The sequence below is a fragment of the Alteromonas sp. 1_MG-2023 genome, from assembly GCF_030547075.1.
Taxonomy (GTDB): domain Bacteria; phylum Pseudomonadota; class Gammaproteobacteria; order Enterobacterales; family Alteromonadaceae; genus Alteromonas.
The window spans coordinates 322,588-341,649 of record NZ_JAUOQH010000003.1 but is presented as its reverse complement, the minus strand read 5'-3'; the positions used below and the strand labels follow the sequence as shown (position 1 = coordinate 341,649).

The 19,062-nt window shown below is 42.0% G+C and carries 16 protein-coding genes; 7 read left to right on the top strand and 9 right to left on the bottom strand.

What is annotated here, in order from left to right:
• Nucleotides 1-181: 181 nt before the first annotated feature.
• Nucleotides 182-2,155 (bottom strand): class I adenylate cyclase, encoded by a 1,974-nt coding sequence (locus Q4561_RS05135; protein WP_303458093.1) that lies wholly within the window; start codon nucleotides 2,153-2,155, stop codon nucleotides 182-184.
• A gap of 220 nt (nucleotides 2,156-2,375) precedes the next feature.
• Here Q4561_RS05135 and Q4561_RS05130 point away from each other — a divergent pair, with 220 nt between their 5' ends.
• Nucleotides 2,376-3,032, top strand: coding sequence for an NAD(P)H-dependent oxidoreductase (locus tag Q4561_RS05130; RefSeq protein ID WP_303458091.1), 657 nt, complete (start codon nucleotides 2,376-2,378; stop codon nucleotides 3,030-3,032).
• A 44-nt stretch (nucleotides 3,033-3,076) separates the two neighbouring features.
• Here the strand turns inward: Q4561_RS05130 and Q4561_RS05125 are convergent, their stop codons facing one another.
• The gene (locus Q4561_RS05125) at nucleotides 3,077-5,374 is read right to left on the bottom strand and encodes a tetratricopeptide repeat-containing diguanylate cyclase (RefSeq protein ID WP_303458089.1); all 2,298 of its coding nucleotides are present in this window, start codon (nucleotides 5,372-5,374) and stop codon (nucleotides 3,077-3,079) included.
• Nucleotides 5,375-5,626: 252 nt separating this feature from the next.
• Here Q4561_RS05125 and gloA point away from each other — a divergent pair, with 252 nt between their 5' ends.
• Complete coding sequence (gloA, locus tag Q4561_RS05120) at nucleotides 5,627-6,175, top strand: lactoylglutathione lyase (protein ID WP_303458087.1); 549 nt, start codon at nucleotides 5,627-5,629, stop codon at nucleotides 6,173-6,175.
• 179 nt (nucleotides 6,176-6,354) lie between these two features.
• Here gloA and Q4561_RS05115 read toward each other — a convergent pair whose 3' ends face one another.
• The 4 genes from Q4561_RS05115 to Q4561_RS05100 all read right to left on the bottom strand — a co-directional run bounded on the left by Q4561_RS05115 (nucleotide 6,355) and on the right by Q4561_RS05100 (nucleotide 9,246).
• Nucleotides 6,355-7,011, bottom strand: a complete 657-nt coding sequence (locus Q4561_RS05115; RefSeq protein WP_303458086.1) for a hypothetical protein — start codon at nucleotides 7,009-7,011, stop codon at nucleotides 6,355-6,357.
• A gap of 25 nt (nucleotides 7,012-7,036) precedes the next feature.
• On the bottom strand, nucleotides 7,037-7,600 hold the full coding sequence (locus tag Q4561_RS05110) for a DUF1439 domain-containing protein (RefSeq protein WP_303458085.1): 564 nt from the start codon (nucleotides 7,598-7,600) through the stop codon (nucleotides 7,037-7,039).
• A 156-nt stretch (nucleotides 7,601-7,756) separates the two neighbouring features.
• Nucleotides 7,757-8,665: a LysR family transcriptional regulator gene (locus Q4561_RS05105; RefSeq protein WP_303458084.1), complete on the bottom strand. Its 909-nt coding sequence runs from the start codon at nucleotides 8,663-8,665 to the stop codon at nucleotides 7,757-7,759.
• Between the two features lie 59 nt (nucleotides 8,666-8,724).
• A complete protein-coding gene (locus tag Q4561_RS05100; protein ID WP_303458083.1) occupies nucleotides 8,725-9,246 on the bottom strand; it encodes a DUF4136 domain-containing protein in 522 nt (173 codons plus the stop codon).
• 250 nt (nucleotides 9,247-9,496) lie between these two features.
• On the opposite strand from Q4561_RS05100, the gene Q4561_RS05095 reads away from it, so the two are divergent.
• Together Q4561_RS05095 and zapE are read left to right on the top strand one after the other, a co-directional pair.
• Entirely contained in the window at nucleotides 9,497-10,084 is a 588-nt protein-coding gene (locus Q4561_RS05095) for a DUF1456 family protein (protein ID WP_368411518.1), read from the top strand.
• 118 nt (nucleotides 10,085-10,202) lie between these two features.
• On the top strand, nucleotides 10,203-11,414 hold the full coding sequence (gene zapE / locus Q4561_RS05090) for a cell division protein ZapE (RefSeq protein WP_303458078.1): 1,212 nt from the start codon (nucleotides 10,203-10,205) through the stop codon (nucleotides 11,412-11,414).
• A gap of 83 nt (nucleotides 11,415-11,497) precedes the next feature.
• Here zapE and Q4561_RS05085 read toward each other — a convergent pair whose 3' ends face one another.
• Entirely contained in the window at nucleotides 11,498-12,676 is a 1,179-nt protein-coding gene (locus tag Q4561_RS05085; RefSeq protein ID WP_303458076.1) for an aldo/keto reductase, read from the bottom strand.
• 444 nt (nucleotides 12,677-13,120) lie between these two features.
• Here Q4561_RS05085 and Q4561_RS05080 point away from each other — a divergent pair, with 444 nt between their 5' ends.
• Nucleotides 13,121-13,468, top strand: a complete 348-nt coding sequence (locus Q4561_RS05080; protein ID WP_303458074.1) for a DUF3718 domain-containing protein — start codon at nucleotides 13,121-13,123, stop codon at nucleotides 13,466-13,468.
• Nucleotides 13,469-13,707: 239 nt separating this feature from the next.
• Here the strand turns inward: Q4561_RS05080 and Q4561_RS05075 are convergent, their stop codons facing one another.
• Nucleotides 13,708-14,355: a peroxiredoxin-like family protein gene (locus Q4561_RS05075; protein ID WP_303458072.1), complete on the bottom strand. Its 648-nt coding sequence runs from the start codon at nucleotides 14,353-14,355 to the stop codon at nucleotides 13,708-13,710.
• A 254-nt stretch (nucleotides 14,356-14,609) separates the two neighbouring features.
• Between Q4561_RS05075 and Q4561_RS05070 the strand changes: the two genes are divergently transcribed.
• On the top strand, nucleotides 14,610-15,539 hold the full coding sequence (locus Q4561_RS05070) for a dienelactone hydrolase family protein (protein ID WP_303458070.1): 930 nt from the start codon (nucleotides 14,610-14,612) through the stop codon (nucleotides 15,537-15,539).
• 87 nt (nucleotides 15,540-15,626) lie between these two features.
• Here the strand turns inward: Q4561_RS05070 and Q4561_RS05065 are convergent, their stop codons facing one another.
• Nucleotides 15,627-16,232 carry a hypothetical protein gene (locus Q4561_RS05065; protein WP_303458067.1) on the bottom strand — a complete coding sequence of 202 codons (606 nt, stop codon included), beginning with the start codon at nucleotides 16,230-16,232 and terminating at the stop codon, nucleotides 15,627-15,629.
• Between the two features lie 462 nt (nucleotides 16,233-16,694).
• Here Q4561_RS05065 and Q4561_RS05060 point away from each other — a divergent pair, with 462 nt between their 5' ends.
• A complete protein-coding gene (locus Q4561_RS05060; protein WP_303458066.1) occupies nucleotides 16,695-19,037 on the top strand; it encodes a TonB-dependent receptor in 2,343 nt (780 codons plus the stop codon).
• The last annotated feature ends 25 nt before the right edge of the window (nucleotides 19,038-19,062 follow it).

Here is a 19,062-nt window from a genome sequence, read left to right as displayed (position 1 = left end):
ACACCAACGTAATAAAAGTTACACCGCGTAGAGAAGAGGAAGTGCGTCCAGGGTTAAGCATTGAAATACCGCTCAAGAAGAATCAAATAGAGTGGTTAGCATAACGTTTTCAGCAAATAAATCACCCAAAATAAATGTTCATGTTTATCTTTTTGTAAGTCTTAACCGCATAGCCTGATAGCTAATATAAAAGGGAAAACTCAATGTCGGTAGACTCTAAAAACTCCCCTTGAATACGTGACTGCTGATGTCCTCTAGGGACTAAAACGTAACAAGATGGGGTGGGTGACGCGCTTTGAATTTCAAACCAAAGCTTGTCGAGTGCATCCTTTCCATGCAGTAAAAAGGTTTCTCCCCAGGAGGTGTTATATAACACTGACACTTCTTCGACGGATGCTTTTTGTCGAGCAGTTTGAAAATTAACAAGGGCAAAGCATGTAGTTACGCGCTGGGGTGACAATAAATCCGCTCTTGGCAGTGAAGACACTTTTATCGGGGGAAAGTAGCGGCAAACGTGTTTCAATAAGTCGCTTAAATCTAACTCACTCATATCACCAGCATGATAATCTAAAAGCACTTTAGTACTAGCATCAATAATACGACTGGCCACACACCAGGCTATTAATTCTATTGCCGAACGACTTTGGGTTATCTTCTGACTTTGATCTACTTTGCCAGTTCGGCTTAGTTGATCTCCAGCAAATGCGCTCCATGTCTCTAGCCCAGCCTTATTTCGCTTTACCGATACCGTAACCGTATCGCAATGAAGGTTTTCATCAAAAGCTCGACGTAAGAATTTAATTTTGTTTAACTTTTTGGCGTAGAAAGTACTTAAACGACGGCCTATCACCGTCATATCTTGTCTGTTCATTTTCTGTTGTTCGGGGCTAATCTGAGTGGAAATGCGCCGGTAACAGTTCAACAGAAATTTATGAATGCGCTGGCTTAATTCTATGCGCTCTTTAAGTGTCCAGACCTGTTGATTGTCTAGATATGCCAAGTCTTTTTTGGTCCAACCCCATTTTATAACATACGCCGAAATTATCTGGCGTTTGAAGGTGCTTGACCGATCTGGCTCAATAGGCAGGCTAAGTTTGCAATCACATTTTAGATAAAGGCATTGCTGAAGCAGCAGTACATCTTCTGGCTGTCCGTTGTTCTCATAGTGCATGATGAGTTGATCAAACATAAGCGCATAAGGGTCGACGGCGGGCACTTTGCTTAGCGCTTTAGCGCCTCGGTGAACATGTTTTTTTAGGAGGTTACATAAAGGTTGTCCGTCGTCTATTTCGGCTAAATACACCTCAAGCTTGGCAATTTTAAGCAGTGACTTAAAAGGGGAGTCCATGGCTTTACTTAACTGCCAAATTGTTGCGCCAAATAGTTCATTGGCGTCTAGTCGCTCAATATTACCAAGATCCATAAACCAACGAGGGTCGGGCGAACCCCCGTCTTCTAAGTTTTTTTGTAACCCGTGATATTGTTGCTCATTACATTTTTCTGGTGTTAACCACCAAAAAGGTGCTTTACCTGCCACCACAATATTAGTGGCATAGAACTCCGCTTTAAGAAAAAGCGCTTGTGCAGAACCCGAGCTTTCTCCATCCGCTATGCCAAAATCGTTACGCCGTACATTATCAATTTCAGATAAAAAGAAGTGTACTTCTATTGTAAATGTTGCCTCGGCCCATAGTTCGATTGCGGTTAATTTTTCTTGCAGGGATTGGAGTGCTGTTGTGGACATTTTATTGCCATCTACGCACACCCAGTAATCGAAATCAGAGGTGTCAGTTTGGGCAATGGAGCCAATACTGCCCATCAGCACTAAAGAATCTATGGCGCGTTGGCGTGGCCAAAGTGGCTTGATGTCAGATAATAATTCGCGCTTTTCAGGAAAGCACTGGAAAAGCGCTTGCTCGACGACATGCCGAAATGAATAGTTGTGGATCCCAAATGGAATGTCATCCCCTTCAATATAACCTGGAAGTTCTGGATGATTAACATGCAGCAAAAAGGGCAATACGTAGAACAGCGGCTTTTGCTCTGCAGGCATAAGCATTAAGGCACGTTCTGTCCTTGCTTTATTGTATCTAAGCACTCGCAGCAAGCGAATGGTGAGACTCTTATTCTTTGAGAGCGGCGGTTGCTCTATCATTACTGCTCGTCGTTATCTTGAACTTCTACAAAAATAGCGTGATTTCCTATTAATTGCCTCATATTTTTACTCGATTGTGTAACCACAGCTCATAAGCCACTCTTTTATTATCAAAAAAATATGTAAACTCATTCAATAATTAGCGGGCTTATCGTCTTTCGTATAACTGGTTACACTTCTTCGCAAATAAAGTTTCAGAATTAAACATTAGGAGCAGGTAGTGTCTCATCAAATTATCAGTGATTTAAACCAGCGTTATACCGTTAAGAAATACGACAGCAACAAGCGTATTTCGTCTGAAGATTTGGCTGTAATTTTAGAAGCGTTAAGGTTATCTGCTTCCTCAATAAATTCTCAGCCTTGGAAATTTGTTGTAGTAGAAAGTGATGGCGCAAAACAGCGCTTACACGACACTTTTGCTAACAAGCATCAGTTCAACCAATTACATGCTAAAGAAGCATCGCACACTATTTTGTTTGCCTACGATCCTAAGTTCACAAAAGAAAAATTTGTGAAGCGGGTTGATGCGGAAGTGGCTTCAGGTCACCTCCCTGAAGCAATGCGAGATTCATTTATGGGCGCTTACGCGTTTGCCGAAGCAAACACAGATGAGAACGGCTATAACGGCTCTTGGACTAAAGCTCAGGTTTACCTAGCGTTTGGCAACTTGCTTCACACTCTAGCGCGATTGGGTATTGCGTCTACACCGATGGAAGGTGTTGATGTCGACCTGATTGGCGAATTGTTTAGTGAAGAGTTAGATGGGCATATCTGTGAGGTTGCGCTAGCACTTGGTTATGCTGACGTAGAACAAGACTGGAACCATGGGTTACCTAAGGCACGTTTGCCAATGGACGATGTGATCACTGTAGTTTAAGTGAGATAAGGTTCGTTTTAAGTCGCGGGTTTTAAATTTCGGCTTCAGGACTTACGAACTGGGTCTTGAGCTTCAGCCAGTGATTCGTTCCAAAGCGTAACCTTATTGCGGCCTAAAGATTTCGACTCAAATAGCGCCAAATCGGCCTGAACAATAAGTTCAGAAGGCGTTTGGGCTTTGAAACGAATTGAGGTTACGCCGACGCTACAGGTTACCTCAATAGACTCGAATCGACTGTCTTGTACAGCTTTACGCATTGTTTCAGCAATGTGTAAGGCTTGTTGAGAGATAGTGTTAGGTAACAAAATACAAAATTCTTCTCCCCCAAATCGGGCGACTACATCATCTTGACGGACACAGTTTTGTAAGGTGTTTGCAACATTGCAAAGTACCGAGTCACCGATGGTATGTCCGTAATTATCGTTTATCGCTTTGAAGTGGTCGATATCAATCATAAGCACACAATATTCAACGGGTAGGGGAGATTTGGCAAAGTCCCGTTCCATCGAATCGAATAACACTCGGCGGTTAAAGCAATTGGTTAATGGATCTCGAGTAGCCAAGTAATCGAGTTCTTGGTTTTCCTTCGTTGAAACAACAAAGCGACGGTAGGTAAGTACAACCAGTATCAAGCATACTGCAAGTGCCAGCGCTAAGGCTACACTGGCATATCTGTTTTTAATTAGCTGTAATTCGGCTATCTCATTCGATTGTTGTGCTATTTCTATTTCGTTATTTTTTCGAGCCAGTTCTAGTTTATCTAGCTTTGTCTTCTCTCGTAAAGTTTCTAACTCTATTTCTAACCGCAACGAGTGTAACTTAGCTTTTTCCAATGCAAGTTCATTGTTATTAATATCTTCTTGAATCAGTTCAGTTAAGGCGATTTCTTTTTCTGCATATTCTAACGATGCGGCTATGTTGCCTCTACTTTTCTCAGCTAACCTAAGATAGCGATAACTCTCTAGAGTATAATCCTTATAGCCATTTTTAAGAGATAGGGTAAGAGATGTTTTCAACCTATCTATAGCCTCTTCAATATTGGTTTCAATTAGCATGGCGGCAAAAGGAATAAGCGTCTTAACTTGATAAAATTCACTTGATATTTCAGTCGCTAAAGAAAGTGACGCTTGATAATGGAAATGAGCTTTTGACAGATTGTTTTGGTCTCGATACACGTTCGCTAATATTCGCTGAGTAACCGACTGCATCTCCCTATCACCACTTTCACGGTAAATGGTATCGGCTTTTTGCGCCAACTCTAGAGCAGAAGTATAGTTACCCTTACTCCAATCAATAATTGCACTTTCTCTCAACGCTGTTGCAAGAGTTTTGGGGGCAACATTATTTTCTGCCAAACTAATAGTAAGCATAAAAAAAGAATGTGCTTGGTCGAATTGTTCCAACCTAAAATAGATGTGACCTATCTGATTCGATGTTTTTGCAATACCAGTGGCATCGTTGATCTGCTTATAATATTTATGAGCTTGTAGGATAAGTTTTAAAGATTGTTCGTAGCGACCAATATGGCGGTAAATAATACCCGCTCCCATTAACGCTTTAGCCTGTCCGTCTGCATCGTCTATCTGATTGTGCAGTGAGAGGCTTCGCAATGCGAAGTCTAGTGCCAGGACTAAGTGACCTAGGTATCGCTCTGCTTCAGCCAAGGTGTTAAGCGTACGAGCCATTGATCGGGTGTCGTTTAAATCTGTAAATACGGCTAATGCTTTTTGATAATATTCAGCCGTTTTTTCTCGCGCTTTTAAACGTTTATAAGCTTGGGCAATTTTTACCAATATTCTCCCATTCAATCGCTGAGTTGAGGCGTCGTCACCTGTAAGGTACTCGACCGCCATAAGGTATTGCACAATGGCTAGGTCATATTTATTTTGCTCATAATAACTATCTCCTCTAGCGTTAAGGATAATGCCAATAGGTAAAGCTTCACCATGCTGGAAAGCCGCGGGCACCAGCTTTTTAATGGCAGTGTCAGCTTGGGTAAATTGCTTGGATTCTATTAATGCATTGATAAAGCCGGCATACGACAGTACGTAATTTTCGGTGTCGTTAAGTTGCTGGTATATTTTGGATGCTTTTAAAAAGTGCTGTTGGGTGGCGTCATTATCAAGAGCTTGCGATGTTAACTTGCCCAGCAGAAAGTGAGCTTGTGCATTAATAGTTAAGTCTTCAAAATTTTCGGATAATTGTAATGCTTTATTGGCCCACTCAATTCGCAACTGAAGTGAGTTTTTCTCGGATACGCGTGCTTTTGAGAGAAGGGTATTGGCTTGCTGAGATAAGTTTTTATCCTGTGACGGCGGGGCGACTTGCTGCGCGTTAGACATGCTGACGCTAAGTAAAAGCAGAATAAAAACAAAAATTCGCATTTTTATAAATTGGACTAACCGAAACAGGGTGTGTGAAAGTATAAATGGTCAAGCTTTGTACTAACAGTGCAAATGTTGGATTAAGCATCATAAAATAGTCTAAGGCATTGTGAAATAGGGCATCTTTAGCTGTGTAGATATGTTGTTTATTGCGTCGTTTGTCCCCATTTTGACTACTAATCACGTTATTAACTTAAGGATACAATAGTAATGAGCCGACATTTTGATAAAGCCGAAGGGTTATGTGAAGACAAAGATGATGCCACTGAAGGCTTTGTTTTTAACCAAACGATGTTGCGAATTGCCGATCCTAGGCGATCTCTTGATTTCTATACACGCGTGATGGGAATGACACTTTTAAAACGCTTAGATTTTGAAGAGATGAAATTTAGCCTTTATTTTTTAGCCGCTGGTGATGATTTTTCCTATATTAGCGAAGACGACATTAAACGCACTGCCCAAACTTTTGGTAGACCGGCAATGTTAGAGCTTACTCATAACTGGGGTGATACTGCCGAGACTGTCCAATACCATAATGGAAATAGTGAGCCGAAAGGTTTTGGTCATATTGGTTTTCACGTCCCCGATTTACAGTCAGCGTGTGAAAGGTTTGAAGCGCTAAATGTTCCGTTTCAAAAACGCCCAAATGATGGCGCAATGAAAGGTATTGGGTTTATTAAAGATCCAGATGGTTATTGGATTGAAATCTTCGATGCTACTCAAATCGCTAAAGTATGTGCCCCGCATTTAGCCAAGTAGTGTAAATAGCCTTAGCCCTAACATCCCGGCTCTGTTGTTAAACAGCGCCGGCATTAATTAGCTACCGAGAGCTATCTACTACCGGTGCTAATCGATGCCGGTGGCTAAAGCAGTGAACTAGCGCCGGTTGAGAGCTAGCGCCGGTGGATAACTAGTACCAGTGAGCAGAAGCAGTACAGTTAGTCGGCATATCCCCATGGCGCAGCAGGCGGTGTAATTGGTTGAGTTAAATCAAAATCTACCCGAAATTCTCTGCCTTCTCTTATCAGTCTATAAGTAAATGTATCTGGGTAAATAAACATTTGCCAAATATTAGCGCTTGATTGGGGAATACCGCTTTTAGCAAACAAGTCTTTAGAATAAGCATCTGCAGGAAACGATTGAACCTGCGGCCAGCCGGCATCTAGCGTATGGCCGCCATACATGGTCGATTCAGAATAACTACCATCTTGATGGCGGTGATCATGCTTTAGCGATAGGCCTGAACCCGTTTTAGTAACGATCCACGTACGAGAAGCATCGTCTCCTACATGAAACGGAATCTGTAACGTATCATTTGTACAGCGCCTAACATGCATGACTAAAGTTTGGCCAGACATGCTACCGGGCCCCTGATTATCTATCGTTATTTTTCCGGCAAACGCTTTTCCGCATAACGCTTTAATACTGTTAAAAAAGCTATCGTGATTAGCAATTGACACCAAAGGCGCAGGCTGAATAATTGCTTTCGTGCCCGCTGTATAAGGGCTCGTTTTTTCAGCGGTAAAAGCGAGTGCTAGCGATGGTGTTAGCACTAATATGGTCAAAGCGAGTATGCGGGGTAATGTAATTTTCATACCTATTCTTCTTATTTATAATGGGCTAATTATTCCAATTCTTAGGCACTAATTGAACGGCACCTTCAACCACTTTCATATCTAATGGTACTTTACTTAAAAGTGCCACCTTAGGGTTACTCATATCCAATTTATAGACAGGGTTTGTTGCTAAAAAAGCATTTAAAAGGTTCATTACCTCGCTATTTAGCGGCTTTAAATTTCCCTTATAGCTGCCAGCTTCTACGCTCGAATCTAACAAATTCAAATTACGCAAAAATACCGCTTTTTGCTCGCTGTCATAATAAGGGCTGCCTTCAACTTGGAATGTTAGCCGTACAGGGTAGGTAAATGCGAACGCGTTTATTTCTGCGCCTGTGTCTAAGCCAAGTGAAATTACATCGCGACTGTCAGGGCCTATGTCTACACTAACGTCGTTCACATTAAGCTTCACGGGTAAGCCCATTAAGTTTACGTTCTCAGTTAAATTAGGAATTTGCTTGCTAAGTAACGACTGCACTTCAGCATTAGAAAAAGAGAAAACCGCAAGGCCATTTGTACTGGCGCATCCGGTAAGAAATAAGGTAATAGCAAAGAATATAACTTTCATAGTAAACCTTCTGTATAGAGTTTTTATAGCCAGCGATTAATGTAGGTGAGTGTCTCATAAGATGTTCGCTAACGTGTATATAAATAAGTCATCATTAGGCCGCTGATACAGCAGTAGGTAGCGACTAAAACAAAAACTAGTGCATCAAATGAAATCCTACGGCTCCACTGCTGCTTTCTCGGTTATCCGAGGCTGCTCTTGATACCAATTGAGCCATGTTTGTGCGGTCGCGCTGGGTTTTGCCTGCCAATGCATTTCTAGTGAAACATGCAAAGGTAGAGATAAGGGAATAAAACGGCAGCCTTGTGTTTGTAAGTTTTTAATACAGCCGGGCACTAAACCCACGCTGTTGCTGCTGGCTACTTGAGTCAGCAGTGCTTGCATAGACGAAGGTTCACTGGCTACCATTGGCTGAATTTGGTTTTGATGGAATGCACTAATGATGGCGTCGAACAAACTTGGTGCTTGGTTTCTGGCAAATAAGGTTAACGGGTAGGGCGATAGTGAGTTTAAGTCTATATCTTTTGAATCTGCCAAGGGATGAAGGTTCGAAACCACTAAATAAATAGGGTCGTTGCTTAAATGCAGGTGCTCAATTAGCCCTTCATAACCTCCTTCCACAGGGCGAGAAAAACCAATGTCGAGTAGGCCTCCGCTAAAGGCGGTTAACTGCTGGCCGGCTGTCATTTCAAATATTTGTACATCTACCTGCGGTGACGCTTCGGCAAAGCGGCGTAACATTTGGGGCAAGAAGTGGGCACATGCTGAACTTAAATAACCTATGCGCAATATGCCCTGCTTACCACTTTCTACTTGCTGTGCTTCATATTTAGCTTGTTCACAGTGCTGGATAATTGAGCGGGCGTGAATTAAAAATGCATCTCCGGCCGGTGTTAGTGCGACATGGCGAGTGGTGCGGCTCAGAAGTGTTACCCCTAAGTCTTGTTCAAGGGCATTAATATGCCGGCTAATGGCACTTTGTACGGTATGCAACCTAGTGGCTGCTACCGAAAAGTTTCCGCACTGCGCCACTTCAACGAAGGTTTTTAAATGCTTAAAGTTCATGGCTATGCCAAAACAAGATTAATAGGGCGTTTTATAACACTTACTAAGCTAACTGTCTTCTACTTGGCTGGAAAGGCTTCAAGTAGATTGGCAACCAGCTCGCCCAATTTATTTTGAATAGTGACTGAATCTGTAGACTCTACTTCCACACTACCCACAGCACTGTAGATAAACTTTTCGCCTTTCACTACATCAATTTGAAGATTTTGATATTGGGTGACTCGCTCGCCAATAGGCACACTAAAAATGCTACCAAGAGAAATGCCTGTCGAGCGACCAAAAACACCGGTACCAAGTCCAAGATTTAAACGCGTATCGTTTTCTTCACTAGCGGTAGATGGAAGAAAACCCACCAACACATCTGCTCCCTCTTCGGAAGAGGGCTTCAGCCCCTTGGCAATGAGGGCTCGGCTTATTGCAGAAGTGAGTTGATTTTCTATTTCAGGATTTACGCTATTTAACGGAGCGCGAACGAAGAAGGTATTTATTTCAGCAAAATTTTGGCTTTCATCCAAGTTAATCTGTGGGCCCTTGCTGGCACAACCGGCTAAAAACGCCAGCACCAATAAAGCGAAAGTCATAGATACATGTTTTCTTGCTGTGTATTTAATTCTATTTGTTAGTGTCATAAATAGGCCAAATAAGAAACTGCTATAGTTGTTTAAAGATGAAAACGTCGGATTAGGATCGAAATTTTATCAAAATAACGCAAATTCCACCTTTAAAGACGCACATTTAGGGCAAAGCAGTGGTTTTAATTCGCGGTCTATTAGCCATTACGATAAACTACGTCATAATACATTAGACCCTTCTAGATTAAGACTAAATACCATGATCCACAATGATGTTCTACGACGCCTACGTTTTGCTTTGGCTATCAACGATACCGCCGCTATCGGTATTTTCAAGTTAGTAAACTACGACATGGATGTAGACTACCTTCACTCAATTATGAAAAAAGAAGGGGAAGAAGGGTATTTACCTTGCAGAGACAAAATTATATCTCTGTTCTTAGACGGCTTAATTATAAAAAGGCGTGGTAAGCAAGAAGGCGTCGAGCCCGTTATTTTGAAAGCCGGTGAGCGTTTAAGCAATAACGAAGTGCTTAGAAAAATTCGTATTGCTATGAGCTACAAAGACGAAGACATGATTAATGCGCTTCAAATGGCTGATTTCAGATTAAGTAAGAACGAACTTTCTGCCTTTTTCAGAAAACCCGATCACAGAAACTATAAAGTAGCGGGTGATCAGGTAGTGCGAAACTTATTGCAAGGTATGGTGAAAAAATACCGTCCTGATGCGAAAAAAACAGCACATACGAAAGAGCAAGTACGCGAAAATGTAAAAGCTGATATGCAAGCCCAAAAAGCGAAAGAGAAAGCCAATAAGCCAAGTTCAGTGTGGGGTAAAACCTCTTAATCGTTAACTGATAACTATCGGGCGTTACGCTTTGCACCCGAATTAAAGGTGCAAAAATATGAAGATTTAAATTAAGCGTAACGCAAATTTTCTCGGTAACAAACCCTGTTAAATTTGAATGCTAGATTCCTCCCCGCTTATCAAATACCAAGAGTTAGTCGATTCGGGCAAACTTCTTAAAGATCCATCTCAACATCACGCCATTGAGTTGCTTCAGCAGCTATATCTTTCGTTGCACAATGCCAATAGCGATAGCGAAGTTATTTACAAAAGTACCCTAGAAAATATTAACGGTATCTATTTGTGGGGCAAGGTGGGGCGTGGCAAAACTTTTCTAATGGATTTACTACACAAAAGTTTGCCTAGTACTGTGTGTAAACGACAACATTTCCATCACTTCATGCAAGACGTTCACAGGCGGCTGACTGAACTATCCGGTAAGTCTGAGCCGTTGCGCCATATTGCGAAGCAACTAAGTCAGCAGTACAAAGTGTTGTGTTTTGATGAGTTCTTTGTGTCTGATATTGGCGATGCCATGTTATTGGGTAACTTACTGCAATACATGTTTGAACTTAACATGGTGGTGGTGTGCACCAGCAACTGTGCACCGAACGAGCTTTATCGAAATGGTTTGCAGAGGGAGCGCTTTTTACCCGCTATCGCAGCAATTAAAACTCATTTAAAAGTAGTGCACCTTAACGGCGAACAAGACCATAGAAAGCGAGCGCTTAATTACACTCAGCGTTATTTCGAATTACCTGAGTCATTGCCAAAGCAGGCGGCATTGCATCAAACTCTCCTTCGCGAGTTCGACTTAACGCTTAATGTTGCGGCTTCGAGCATAACGGTGTTAGGTCGCCATATTAACGTTATTGCACAAAGTGAAACTAGCCAATCAGGTTTGAGTAACAGCGCCGTTTGCTTTGATTTTTCGGCGTTGTGTGAAGGGCCTCGAAGCCACTTTGATTATGTAGAATTAGCCAAGTTGTACAAAACCATATTAGTGTTCAACGTGCCACCTATGAGTGGCCAGGCGTACGAGAGAATTAAGGCGCGGGGCACTGAAGATAACGGTTCGAATATTAACATCGCCTCTGCCGAAACCGGAGAGCGGGAAGTGGTTTTAGCACCCATGGATGATGCATTACGCCGATTTATAGCATTGGTAGATGAATGTTACGACAGTAGAACTAGTCTAATCATGACGGCTTACGTGCCTCAAGAAGAGATTTATACCAGTGGCTCGCTTATGTTTGAATTTGAGCGCACCAAAAGCCGATTGGTAGAAATGGCCTCTTTAGAATTCATCGCTAGCGTGGAGGAAAGGTAGGCACTCTTGTTTACTTTACTTATTAAACATAAAACTATGAGTGCCTATCTATACATTACCTTAAAAATTTATCTATAAAACGATTAGCTAGGAACGGGAGCGTTCTGAGCGATAAGGTTTTTAGACTTCAACTCACGCCAAAATTCACTTGGAATTTTCACTTTCATCGCCTTAACATTCGCTGTGACTTGCTCCATGGTGCGAGCGCCAGGAATGATGGCAGAGACGGTATCCGGGGCTTCAGCAAACTGCAATGCAGCTGTTTTCATATCAATGCCGTGTTTCATGGCAACAGTGTTAATAGCAGCAAACTTCTGTGACATGGCGTTTGGAATTTTGCTCGAATAGTTAAATCGATTCCTACCGGCTAAGAAGCCGCCATTTAATGGGGCGCCTACTACTACAGACATATCGCGCTTATCCAGTAACGGAAAGGTTTTCTTTAAGGCTTCATCATGATCCAATATGGAATACTGCAAGGCTAACAAAAATATATCGGGGTCTGACATTTCAAGGGCTTTGTATGCTGCATGGGGAGTATTAATACCAAAGCCCCAGCCTTTAATAATTCCTTCATCGCGCATCTTCGCTAATTCAGGAATTGCGCCTTTAGCGGCTTGATCAAAGTAGTGCACCCAATCGTCACCCATATCGCTATTTTGAGGCGACAAATCGTGTATGTACACAATATCAAGGGATGAAACGCCGATGCGCTGCAATGAATCCTCGATAGAGCGACGAGTGCCTGATGCGGTGTAATCGTAGCGGTAATGAAACGGTGAGTGATCAGCCCAGTGCCAACTGTTCTCCAATGGCTTCGACGAAGCGGTTAACAGCCTGCCTACTTTTGAAGAAAGCACGTATTCATCCCGCTCTTTATTTCGCAGTAAATCGCCGTAGCGTCTTTCACTTAAACTTAAACCATAGAAAGGCGATGTATCAAAGTGCCGAATTCCCGAATCCCATGCCGTATTAAGCATTTGTAGAATTTCTTCATCGCTAGAAATGGTATTAAACCCATTTCCCGCAGCAAGCCCACCTAATCCCATTCGGTATTTTGGGCGATAATGTTTGCTGCTAATCATCGTATTGGTGGGTAAGCTTGCGCCTTTTTCGATTTCCCCAAGGGTAGGCATTAGCGGCCCTGCAGAAGTCTTGAGCTTAAGTTCCTGTGCCGCAGCAGTTGAACTCATTATAGAACCAAGACTTAGCGCCGCGCCTGCTCCAGCACCAGCTTTTATGAAACTCCTTCGTGTTAACATGTCATTAATCTCCGTAAGTGATTTTCAATGCGGGTGATTCCCCCTTAAAAATACTGATTAAGTAACTAATGGGATCATGAATAATCCTGGTGCCAAAACTTTAATTGTTACGCTTTAGTGTTCTCTTTTTAATTATAATTAAAGCACTTTTTACTGGTGGTTATTTCTAGACGCTATTAGTAGCGGCTTTTTATATCTATAAGACGGGATGTGAATGGATTTGTTTTAAATTTGGGTGATTTTCATAGGTTTTTAAAAAAACACAAAGTCAGGTGTTTATTATTAGGCTAAATTTTGGTCAAAAAAACTAAATTTAAGTTATTTAAATATTAAGACACAAGCTTGAATAGTGATAGTTTTGATTTAACTTTATGATTTTTAGTATCTTTATTTAGTTGGCATTCAGGTTGCAAAATTAACTTTGACTTAACCTAAAGGATGACAATGATGAACACTTTCACTAAAACACTAGCTACAATTACACTTTCTTTATCTACTATTGGTATGGCAAGCGCAGCAGATTCATTATTTGCAGCAGACGACTCAATTACTTCTAAATTATGTGTTGTTGCAGCGCAAGGCAGCAAAATTCAACTTCACAAATCAATTAAAGATTCTGGTTTGAGTAAAAGTTATATTGCAGAAAGTGTAACTTGTAATAATCAAAATATTTTAGCATTTGTGCAAGATCATGCAGAAGATCCAGATAAAATGAATAATATCTTAACCAACGGTAAATTTAATACTAACGTAAATATTATCGATTTGGCTGCGGTAAACTCAAAGAAGTAAGAACAAACAAGTCTGAGTATTGTTGAGACATTGTTGTTGCTCAGCACGTAATTTAAAAAAGGTGGCCATGGCCACCTTTTTGCTATTCTAACTATACCTACCCATTTTCAACTTCTCTCTAACGGCTCGTTAGACTGACTGCCATGTGAGCATGAGCGCCATGTGATTTCAATAGCGTCCGCAAGAGTAGTTACAGCCTTTCCTGCCAAAGCCCTTATATAAGCTTTAGCAAATAAAGCTTATATATTTTTAAGCGCATCAATAATATCTTGCGGCTCTGAACGGGTTCGATAATCTACATCCACATAGCGCCAGATTACGTCGCCATCTTGATTAAGCACAAAGGTTGCTGGAATAGGCAGAATGTTACCATTACCGTTGTTGATGGTTTCTAGATCGAGTTGCCTATCGTTTTTCATGTGCTCAATGAGAAATTCAGGCACTTCCCATGCTACGCCGTACTGGGCTGCAACTTTAGCACTTTGATCTGACAATACGATAAAATCCATTTTGCTAATTTCATCTTCGCTGAGCGAATCATCAGGCACCTGCGGGCTTATAGCCACTAGTGTTGCTCCTAGCTGTTTAATATCGTCTAACCGAGACTGAAGTGCTCTAAGCTGTAAATTACAATAGGGGCACCAACTTCCGCGATAAAAAGTCACTACAACAGGCCCTTGGCTTAAAAGGGTGGAGAGGGAAACAGTATTTGCTTTTGCATCTGGCAGCGTGAATTCAGGTGCTTTTTCACCAATTGCCAATGCATCACTGCCTTGCTGAAACGACTTAGCTTTTGCTATTTCTGCATCTACCCTTTTCATGAAATCTGGGTTGCCTTTACGGCCAGCCTCAACCTTCGCCTGAGTTTGTTCTTTTAACGTTGCCATATAAGCCTCATGGTTTACTACATCATAATGACGTATCGAAATAAAATTAACGCAGTAAAGTTAACGCCTTCTTGGTGGTAATGAAACCTTTTGCAGCACATTTACGACTATCGCTGCCATAAATGCGGTACGACGCAAAAACACGACTGTTCTCATAAGATATTGGATAATATTCTGGACACCTACACTCATTTAGTTATTAACTAGCAGTTCACTTACCTAGCCCTACCACTTTGTATAATTAAGGATTAACTATGAGCCTTCAGCGGGAAAACAGCCCTCAGCAGGAAAACAAAGCCATTCCACAAGAAGCTTTCGATTGGTACGACGCTTATGCCCACGGCGGCATGGATAGACGTACATTCATGACCAAGCTCACAGGGTTAGTCGCCCTTGGTTATTCCATGTCTTTCTTAACTTCGGCATTATTGCCTAACTATGCGTTGGCTGAACAAATATCCTTCAACGATCCTGAGATTACCGCAACCTACGAAACCTTTGCTTCAACCAAAGGCCATGGAGAAGGTAAGGGTTATTTAGTCGTACCGAACGCCTTAACCCAAGATGAAACCACACAAAAGAAAGCGCCAGTAGTATTGGTAGTACACGAAAACCGCGGGCTAAACCCTTACGTTAAAGATGTAGCCAGAAGACTTGCGAAGGCAGGCTTTATTGCGTTTGCTCCCGATGCGTTGTTTCCATTAGGAGGCTACCCTGGCAATGACGATGAAGGTCGCGCTATGCAGCGAACTCTCGATCGTTCGAAAATAGAACACGATTTTGTAGCCGCCGCTGAATTTATCAAAGCGCATGAATTGTCTAGCGGAAAACTTGGCGCAGTCGGCTTTTGTTTTGGTGGTTATATGGTGAATTATCTAGCTGCCATCGATAGTAGTCTTATAGATGCAGGTGTTCCTTTTTACGGTACCCCAGCAGCCAAAGAACTACGCAAAAATATTGAGGCGCCTTTACTTATTCAACTCGGCGAATTAGACGAGCGAGTAAATGCAACTTGGCCAGAATACGAGGAAGACTTAAAAGCGAATGATGTCTCGTACGAAATGCATATGTACAAAAATGCAAATCATGGTTTTCATAACGATTCTACGGGGCGGTTTGACAAAGACAATGCTGAGTTAGCATGGTCTAGAACCATAGCATTTTTTAACGCTAAACTGGCGTAGGCTAGTTCAAGACCCACATTGCTAATGCAAGGTCTTCAATGTGAGCCGCTTTTTTAAGGGCTTTGGAAGTTGAGGGCCTTGCTTATACTACTTGTTTTTCCCCCTCCATGTCGTGCTTTTATAATACGTCACCTTGTATTTGATGGCCTTTTGTCTAGTGAAGCTATCCACCATTGACTGACTACATCGGAATTTTTTTATATCAATATAGATATTCTTTTCCCTATCGTTTGTTTCAAAGAATAGAGTGGAATGATATCTGGTTCGGGAGTACTCGATGGACGTAATATTCGCCCATGCTAATTTGGCATCTTGCCCTTTAAAGCTATAAAGCACGCCCTCTTTATTTAGAATGAAGTGGTCCTGGGCATGAGTTTTCCACTTTTTCTTGTAGTACCAGTATAAAACGGGGGCGGCGGGTAGCATTAAGGCGCCAACTATTTGCCTAAAATCATCCTCGCTTCCTTTAACTAGTGTCCAAGTGCATATCGCACCAATTACCGAACTAATTAAAAATAGTAATAAGCTAATGTCTTTGTAGTCCCCACGAATAGATACGCTATCGCTCTCCTCATCTAGTGTGGCTAATCTGGCTTTAATGCTATTAACTCGCCCAGGAAATGCATCACAGTCAATGCTTTCTAATGCCTCAAGTAACTCGCGATACGAGTAATTGTCGTAATTCGGTTCCATGAATAGTCAATTAGTTGGCTGATGGGCTCATTTACGCAATATAAAAACTGGAAAGGCTAATAGCAACCCAAATACAGTTTTACTTCGCGTGTATCGCTTAAAAAATATCGCCATTGCTACCGATTCATACTCAAAGTTAGGCGTTTATAATTTAAAGAGTGTTTTAATAATGAGTATTTTTTATCACTTTTCTGGTGCATCAGACTTTTACCTAAGTGAGTTGTTGGTGCATCACTTATTGTTAATAAGTGATGAGGGAATAGTTACTATCAAAAACGATTAAGATAAAACTCCTCAGATGAGTTGTTCAAGCCCGACGAATGCTAGTCTAAGTTAAATTGCCCTCGGATTTATACTAAAGTCTAACGTAGTTGGTATGTTTATTGTGATGTGTAGATTGAACACCCGCTTGGTTTTCCTCCGAGTTGGTACGTAGTTGCAGTCACAGCAGGAAACACACTCATGATAAAAACAAATACACCGTTGCGTCCCACACTATTAAGTGTATCCATTGCGGCGATGTTTGCCGTCAGCCCTGCGTATGCACAAGAAAGTGAAACCGCCAGTGCTGAAGCTGAAGAAGAAAAGATTCAAGTAGTTGGTCGTCGTATCTCTACTACCGAGGTTGCGATTGGTACTGGTGAAGTCACCAATACGTTAGCAGTAACTCGCGACGCGTTGTTGTCGGCCCCAGGCGGTATATCTGGGCTAAAAATGTTAGAAAGTTTACCTGGATTTAATGTTCAAACGGACGGTGCATTAGGATTGTATGAGTTTGGAAACTCTGTGAATGTACGCGCATTTAATTTAAGCCAAATGGGCTTTGTATTGAACGGCGTACCCATGGGGCGCTCAGATGCCTTCGGCGGCAGCCCTATTTTTAGATATGTAGATAATGAGAACTTAGCATCTGTAGTGGCATCTCCGGGGGCCGGTGATGTTTCCGCACCAAGTTATTCTACCTTAGGGCCCATTGCTTCTTACTATTCAGTTGACCCATCTAACGAAGCCGGTGGCATGATGTCTTACACCATTGGCGATGATGATTTAAATCGCTCCTTTGTTAAGTTGGAAACTGGTGATATTAATGGCTTTAAAGCCTATGTGAGCCGCTCTAAAACCGATAGCGATTTATGGCGAGGGCCAGGCACCATCGACAGAGAGCACATTGAAGGTAAAGCAATTTATGCATTTAGTGACGAAACGAAATTTACCGTTAGCTATGTAGCGAACGACTTTTTTGATTATGATTCGCCATCAGGTACCGAAGCGACTTTTGATGATAACTATTATTACAGCTACCTAGATGCCATTCCTGAAGGCTGTATTGCCCCATTAACGGGTGTTTACGATTTCAACCAAGATGGGGTAGCGGATGAAAGCGATTTTACCCCTGTGTTTACCGGTAGTAATTGTACAAGTTACTATGAAGATCGCGTAAACGTTCGTGACGATAAACTCTATTCTGCCCAGATAGAAACCTATCTTTTAGATAACTTGTTGTTCACGGGTACATACTATTTTGAAGATAAAGATGGTTATGGTGTCTCTCCTGATTCGTACAGCAATACTTTAAGCATTTATGAAGATCAGGCGGCAGCCGGGTTAGATGTAGTGCATCCACGTGGTGTGCAGTATGGTTTATCGTCGGTAGGGGGTGATAGAAAAGGCTTTGTTGCCGACTTCAACTTAACCCTCGATGCCCACGATATACAATTTGGTGGTTGGCAAGAAAAAGACACTTACCATCGTACACAACAGCGCTTAAATAAAACCGGTGGCAGCGCTGACGGTGACGTAATTTGGGACGAGGTGGCATATTATCGTCGTGATTACACCTCGGTACGTGAAACTACGCAGTTATACGTGAAAGATACCATTAGTTTAATGGACGACAACTTAAAGCTTGAGTTGGGTATTAAGTCTCTAAGTGTTGATTATTCACTAGACGGGTACCGTGATTATAACGATTACGAAATTGACGGTGAAGCGGGTTATGGGCCTCAATCTGTGGGCGGCAAATTCAGCAACCATTTCTTACCTTCTGTGGGCGCGGTATACACCCTAAATGACACCGATCAAATATTTGCGTCTTACTCGAAAAACTACGCACTGCCTAATGGTACAGATGACATTTATGACAATGCGGTTAGTTTCGAACCTGATACTCCAGAAGGTGAAGAAGCCGATAACCTTGAATTAGGCTACCGCACAAATAAAGAAAACTTTAATGCGGCATTAGCATTGTTCTATACCCGTTTCGATAACCGCTTATTTGCCAGCAACGTATTAAACCCAGCCACGGGACAGCCAGAGAGCTTTTATATTAATGGCGGCGCGTCAGAAGCCTACGGATTTGAATTGTCAGGCGTTTATCAGCCTGAAGTATTTAAAAAACAGTTATACATGAACGCTAATGTCTCGTACAAAAATGCCAGCTTAGTAGACGGTTTTGGCAGTAACCCTGAGGGCAGCGCCTTGGCCGACAGCCCAGATTGGGTGATGACAGGTGGCATTACCTACGAGCCAACAGAATGGCTAGTAGCGAATGTGTCTGCAAAATATACCAGCAGTCGTTATACCGATTATGCCGAAACCTATGAAATGGATAGCTACACCACGGTAAGTGCCTATGTGGATTTAGGTGGTGTTAACCCTTTCGGTATGCCTGAAAACGTGAGTTTACGGTTAAACGTAGATAACCTTTTTGACGAAGAAGTGCTGTCGTTCGCCTTTGTAGGGTCAGCTTTCTATCGCCCATTAAGCCCGCGTAATGTGCAGGCATCATTAACGGTGGCTTTCTAATATGACACTTAAAACGAAAACAAAT

Excerpts from the sequence above, each read along its gene's own strand:
- Q4561_RS05135 (WP_303458093.1), bottom strand. The coding sequence starts at position 2,155 with ATGATAGAGCAACCGCCGCTCTCAAAGAATAAGAGTCTCACCATTCGC.
- Q4561_RS05125 (WP_303458089.1), bottom strand. The coding sequence starts at position 5,374 with ATGTCTAACGCGCAGCAAGTCGCCCCGCCGTCACAGGATAAAAACTTA.
- gloA (WP_303458087.1), top strand. The coding sequence starts at position 5,627 with ATGAGCCGACATTTTGATAAAGCCGAAGGGTTATGTGAAGACAAAGAT.
- Q4561_RS05115 (WP_303458086.1), bottom strand. The coding sequence starts at position 7,011 with ATGAAAATTACATTACCCCGCATACTCGCTTTGACCATATTAGTGCTA.
- Q4561_RS05110 (WP_303458085.1), bottom strand. The coding sequence starts at position 7,600 with ATGAAAGTTATATTCTTTGCTATTACCTTATTTCTTACCGGATGCGCC.
- Q4561_RS05105 (WP_303458084.1), bottom strand. The coding sequence starts at position 8,665 with ATGAACTTTAAGCATTTAAAAACCTTCGTTGAAGTGGCGCAGTGCGGA.
- Q4561_RS05100 (WP_303458083.1), bottom strand. The coding sequence starts at position 9,246 with ATGACTTTCGCTTTATTGGTGCTGGCGTTTTTAGCCGGTTGTGCCAGC.
- Q4561_RS05095 (WP_368411518.1), top strand. The coding sequence starts at position 9,497 with ATGATCCACAATGATGTTCTACGACGCCTACGTTTTGCTTTGGCTATC.
- zapE (WP_303458078.1), top strand. The coding sequence starts at position 10,203 with ATGCTAGATTCCTCCCCGCTTATCAAATACCAAGAGTTAGTCGATTCG.
- Q4561_RS05085 (WP_303458076.1), bottom strand. The coding sequence starts at position 12,676 with ATGTTAACACGAAGGAGTTTCATAAAAGCTGGTGCTGGAGCAGGCGCG.
- Q4561_RS05080 (WP_303458074.1), top strand. The coding sequence starts at position 13,121 with ATGATGAACACTTTCACTAAAACACTAGCTACAATTACACTTTCTTTA.
- Q4561_RS05075 (WP_303458072.1), bottom strand. The coding sequence starts at position 14,355 with ATGGCAACGTTAAAAGAACAAACTCAGGCGAAGGTTGAGGCTGGCCGT.
- Q4561_RS05070 (WP_303458070.1), top strand. The coding sequence starts at position 14,610 with ATGAGCCTTCAGCGGGAAAACAGCCCTCAGCAGGAAAACAAAGCCATT.
- Q4561_RS05065 (WP_303458067.1), bottom strand. The coding sequence starts at position 16,232 with ATGGAACCGAATTACGACAATTACTCGTATCGCGAGTTACTTGAGGCA.
- Q4561_RS05060 (WP_303458066.1), top strand. The coding sequence starts at position 16,695 with ATGATAAAAACAAATACACCGTTGCGTCCCACACTATTAAGTGTATCC.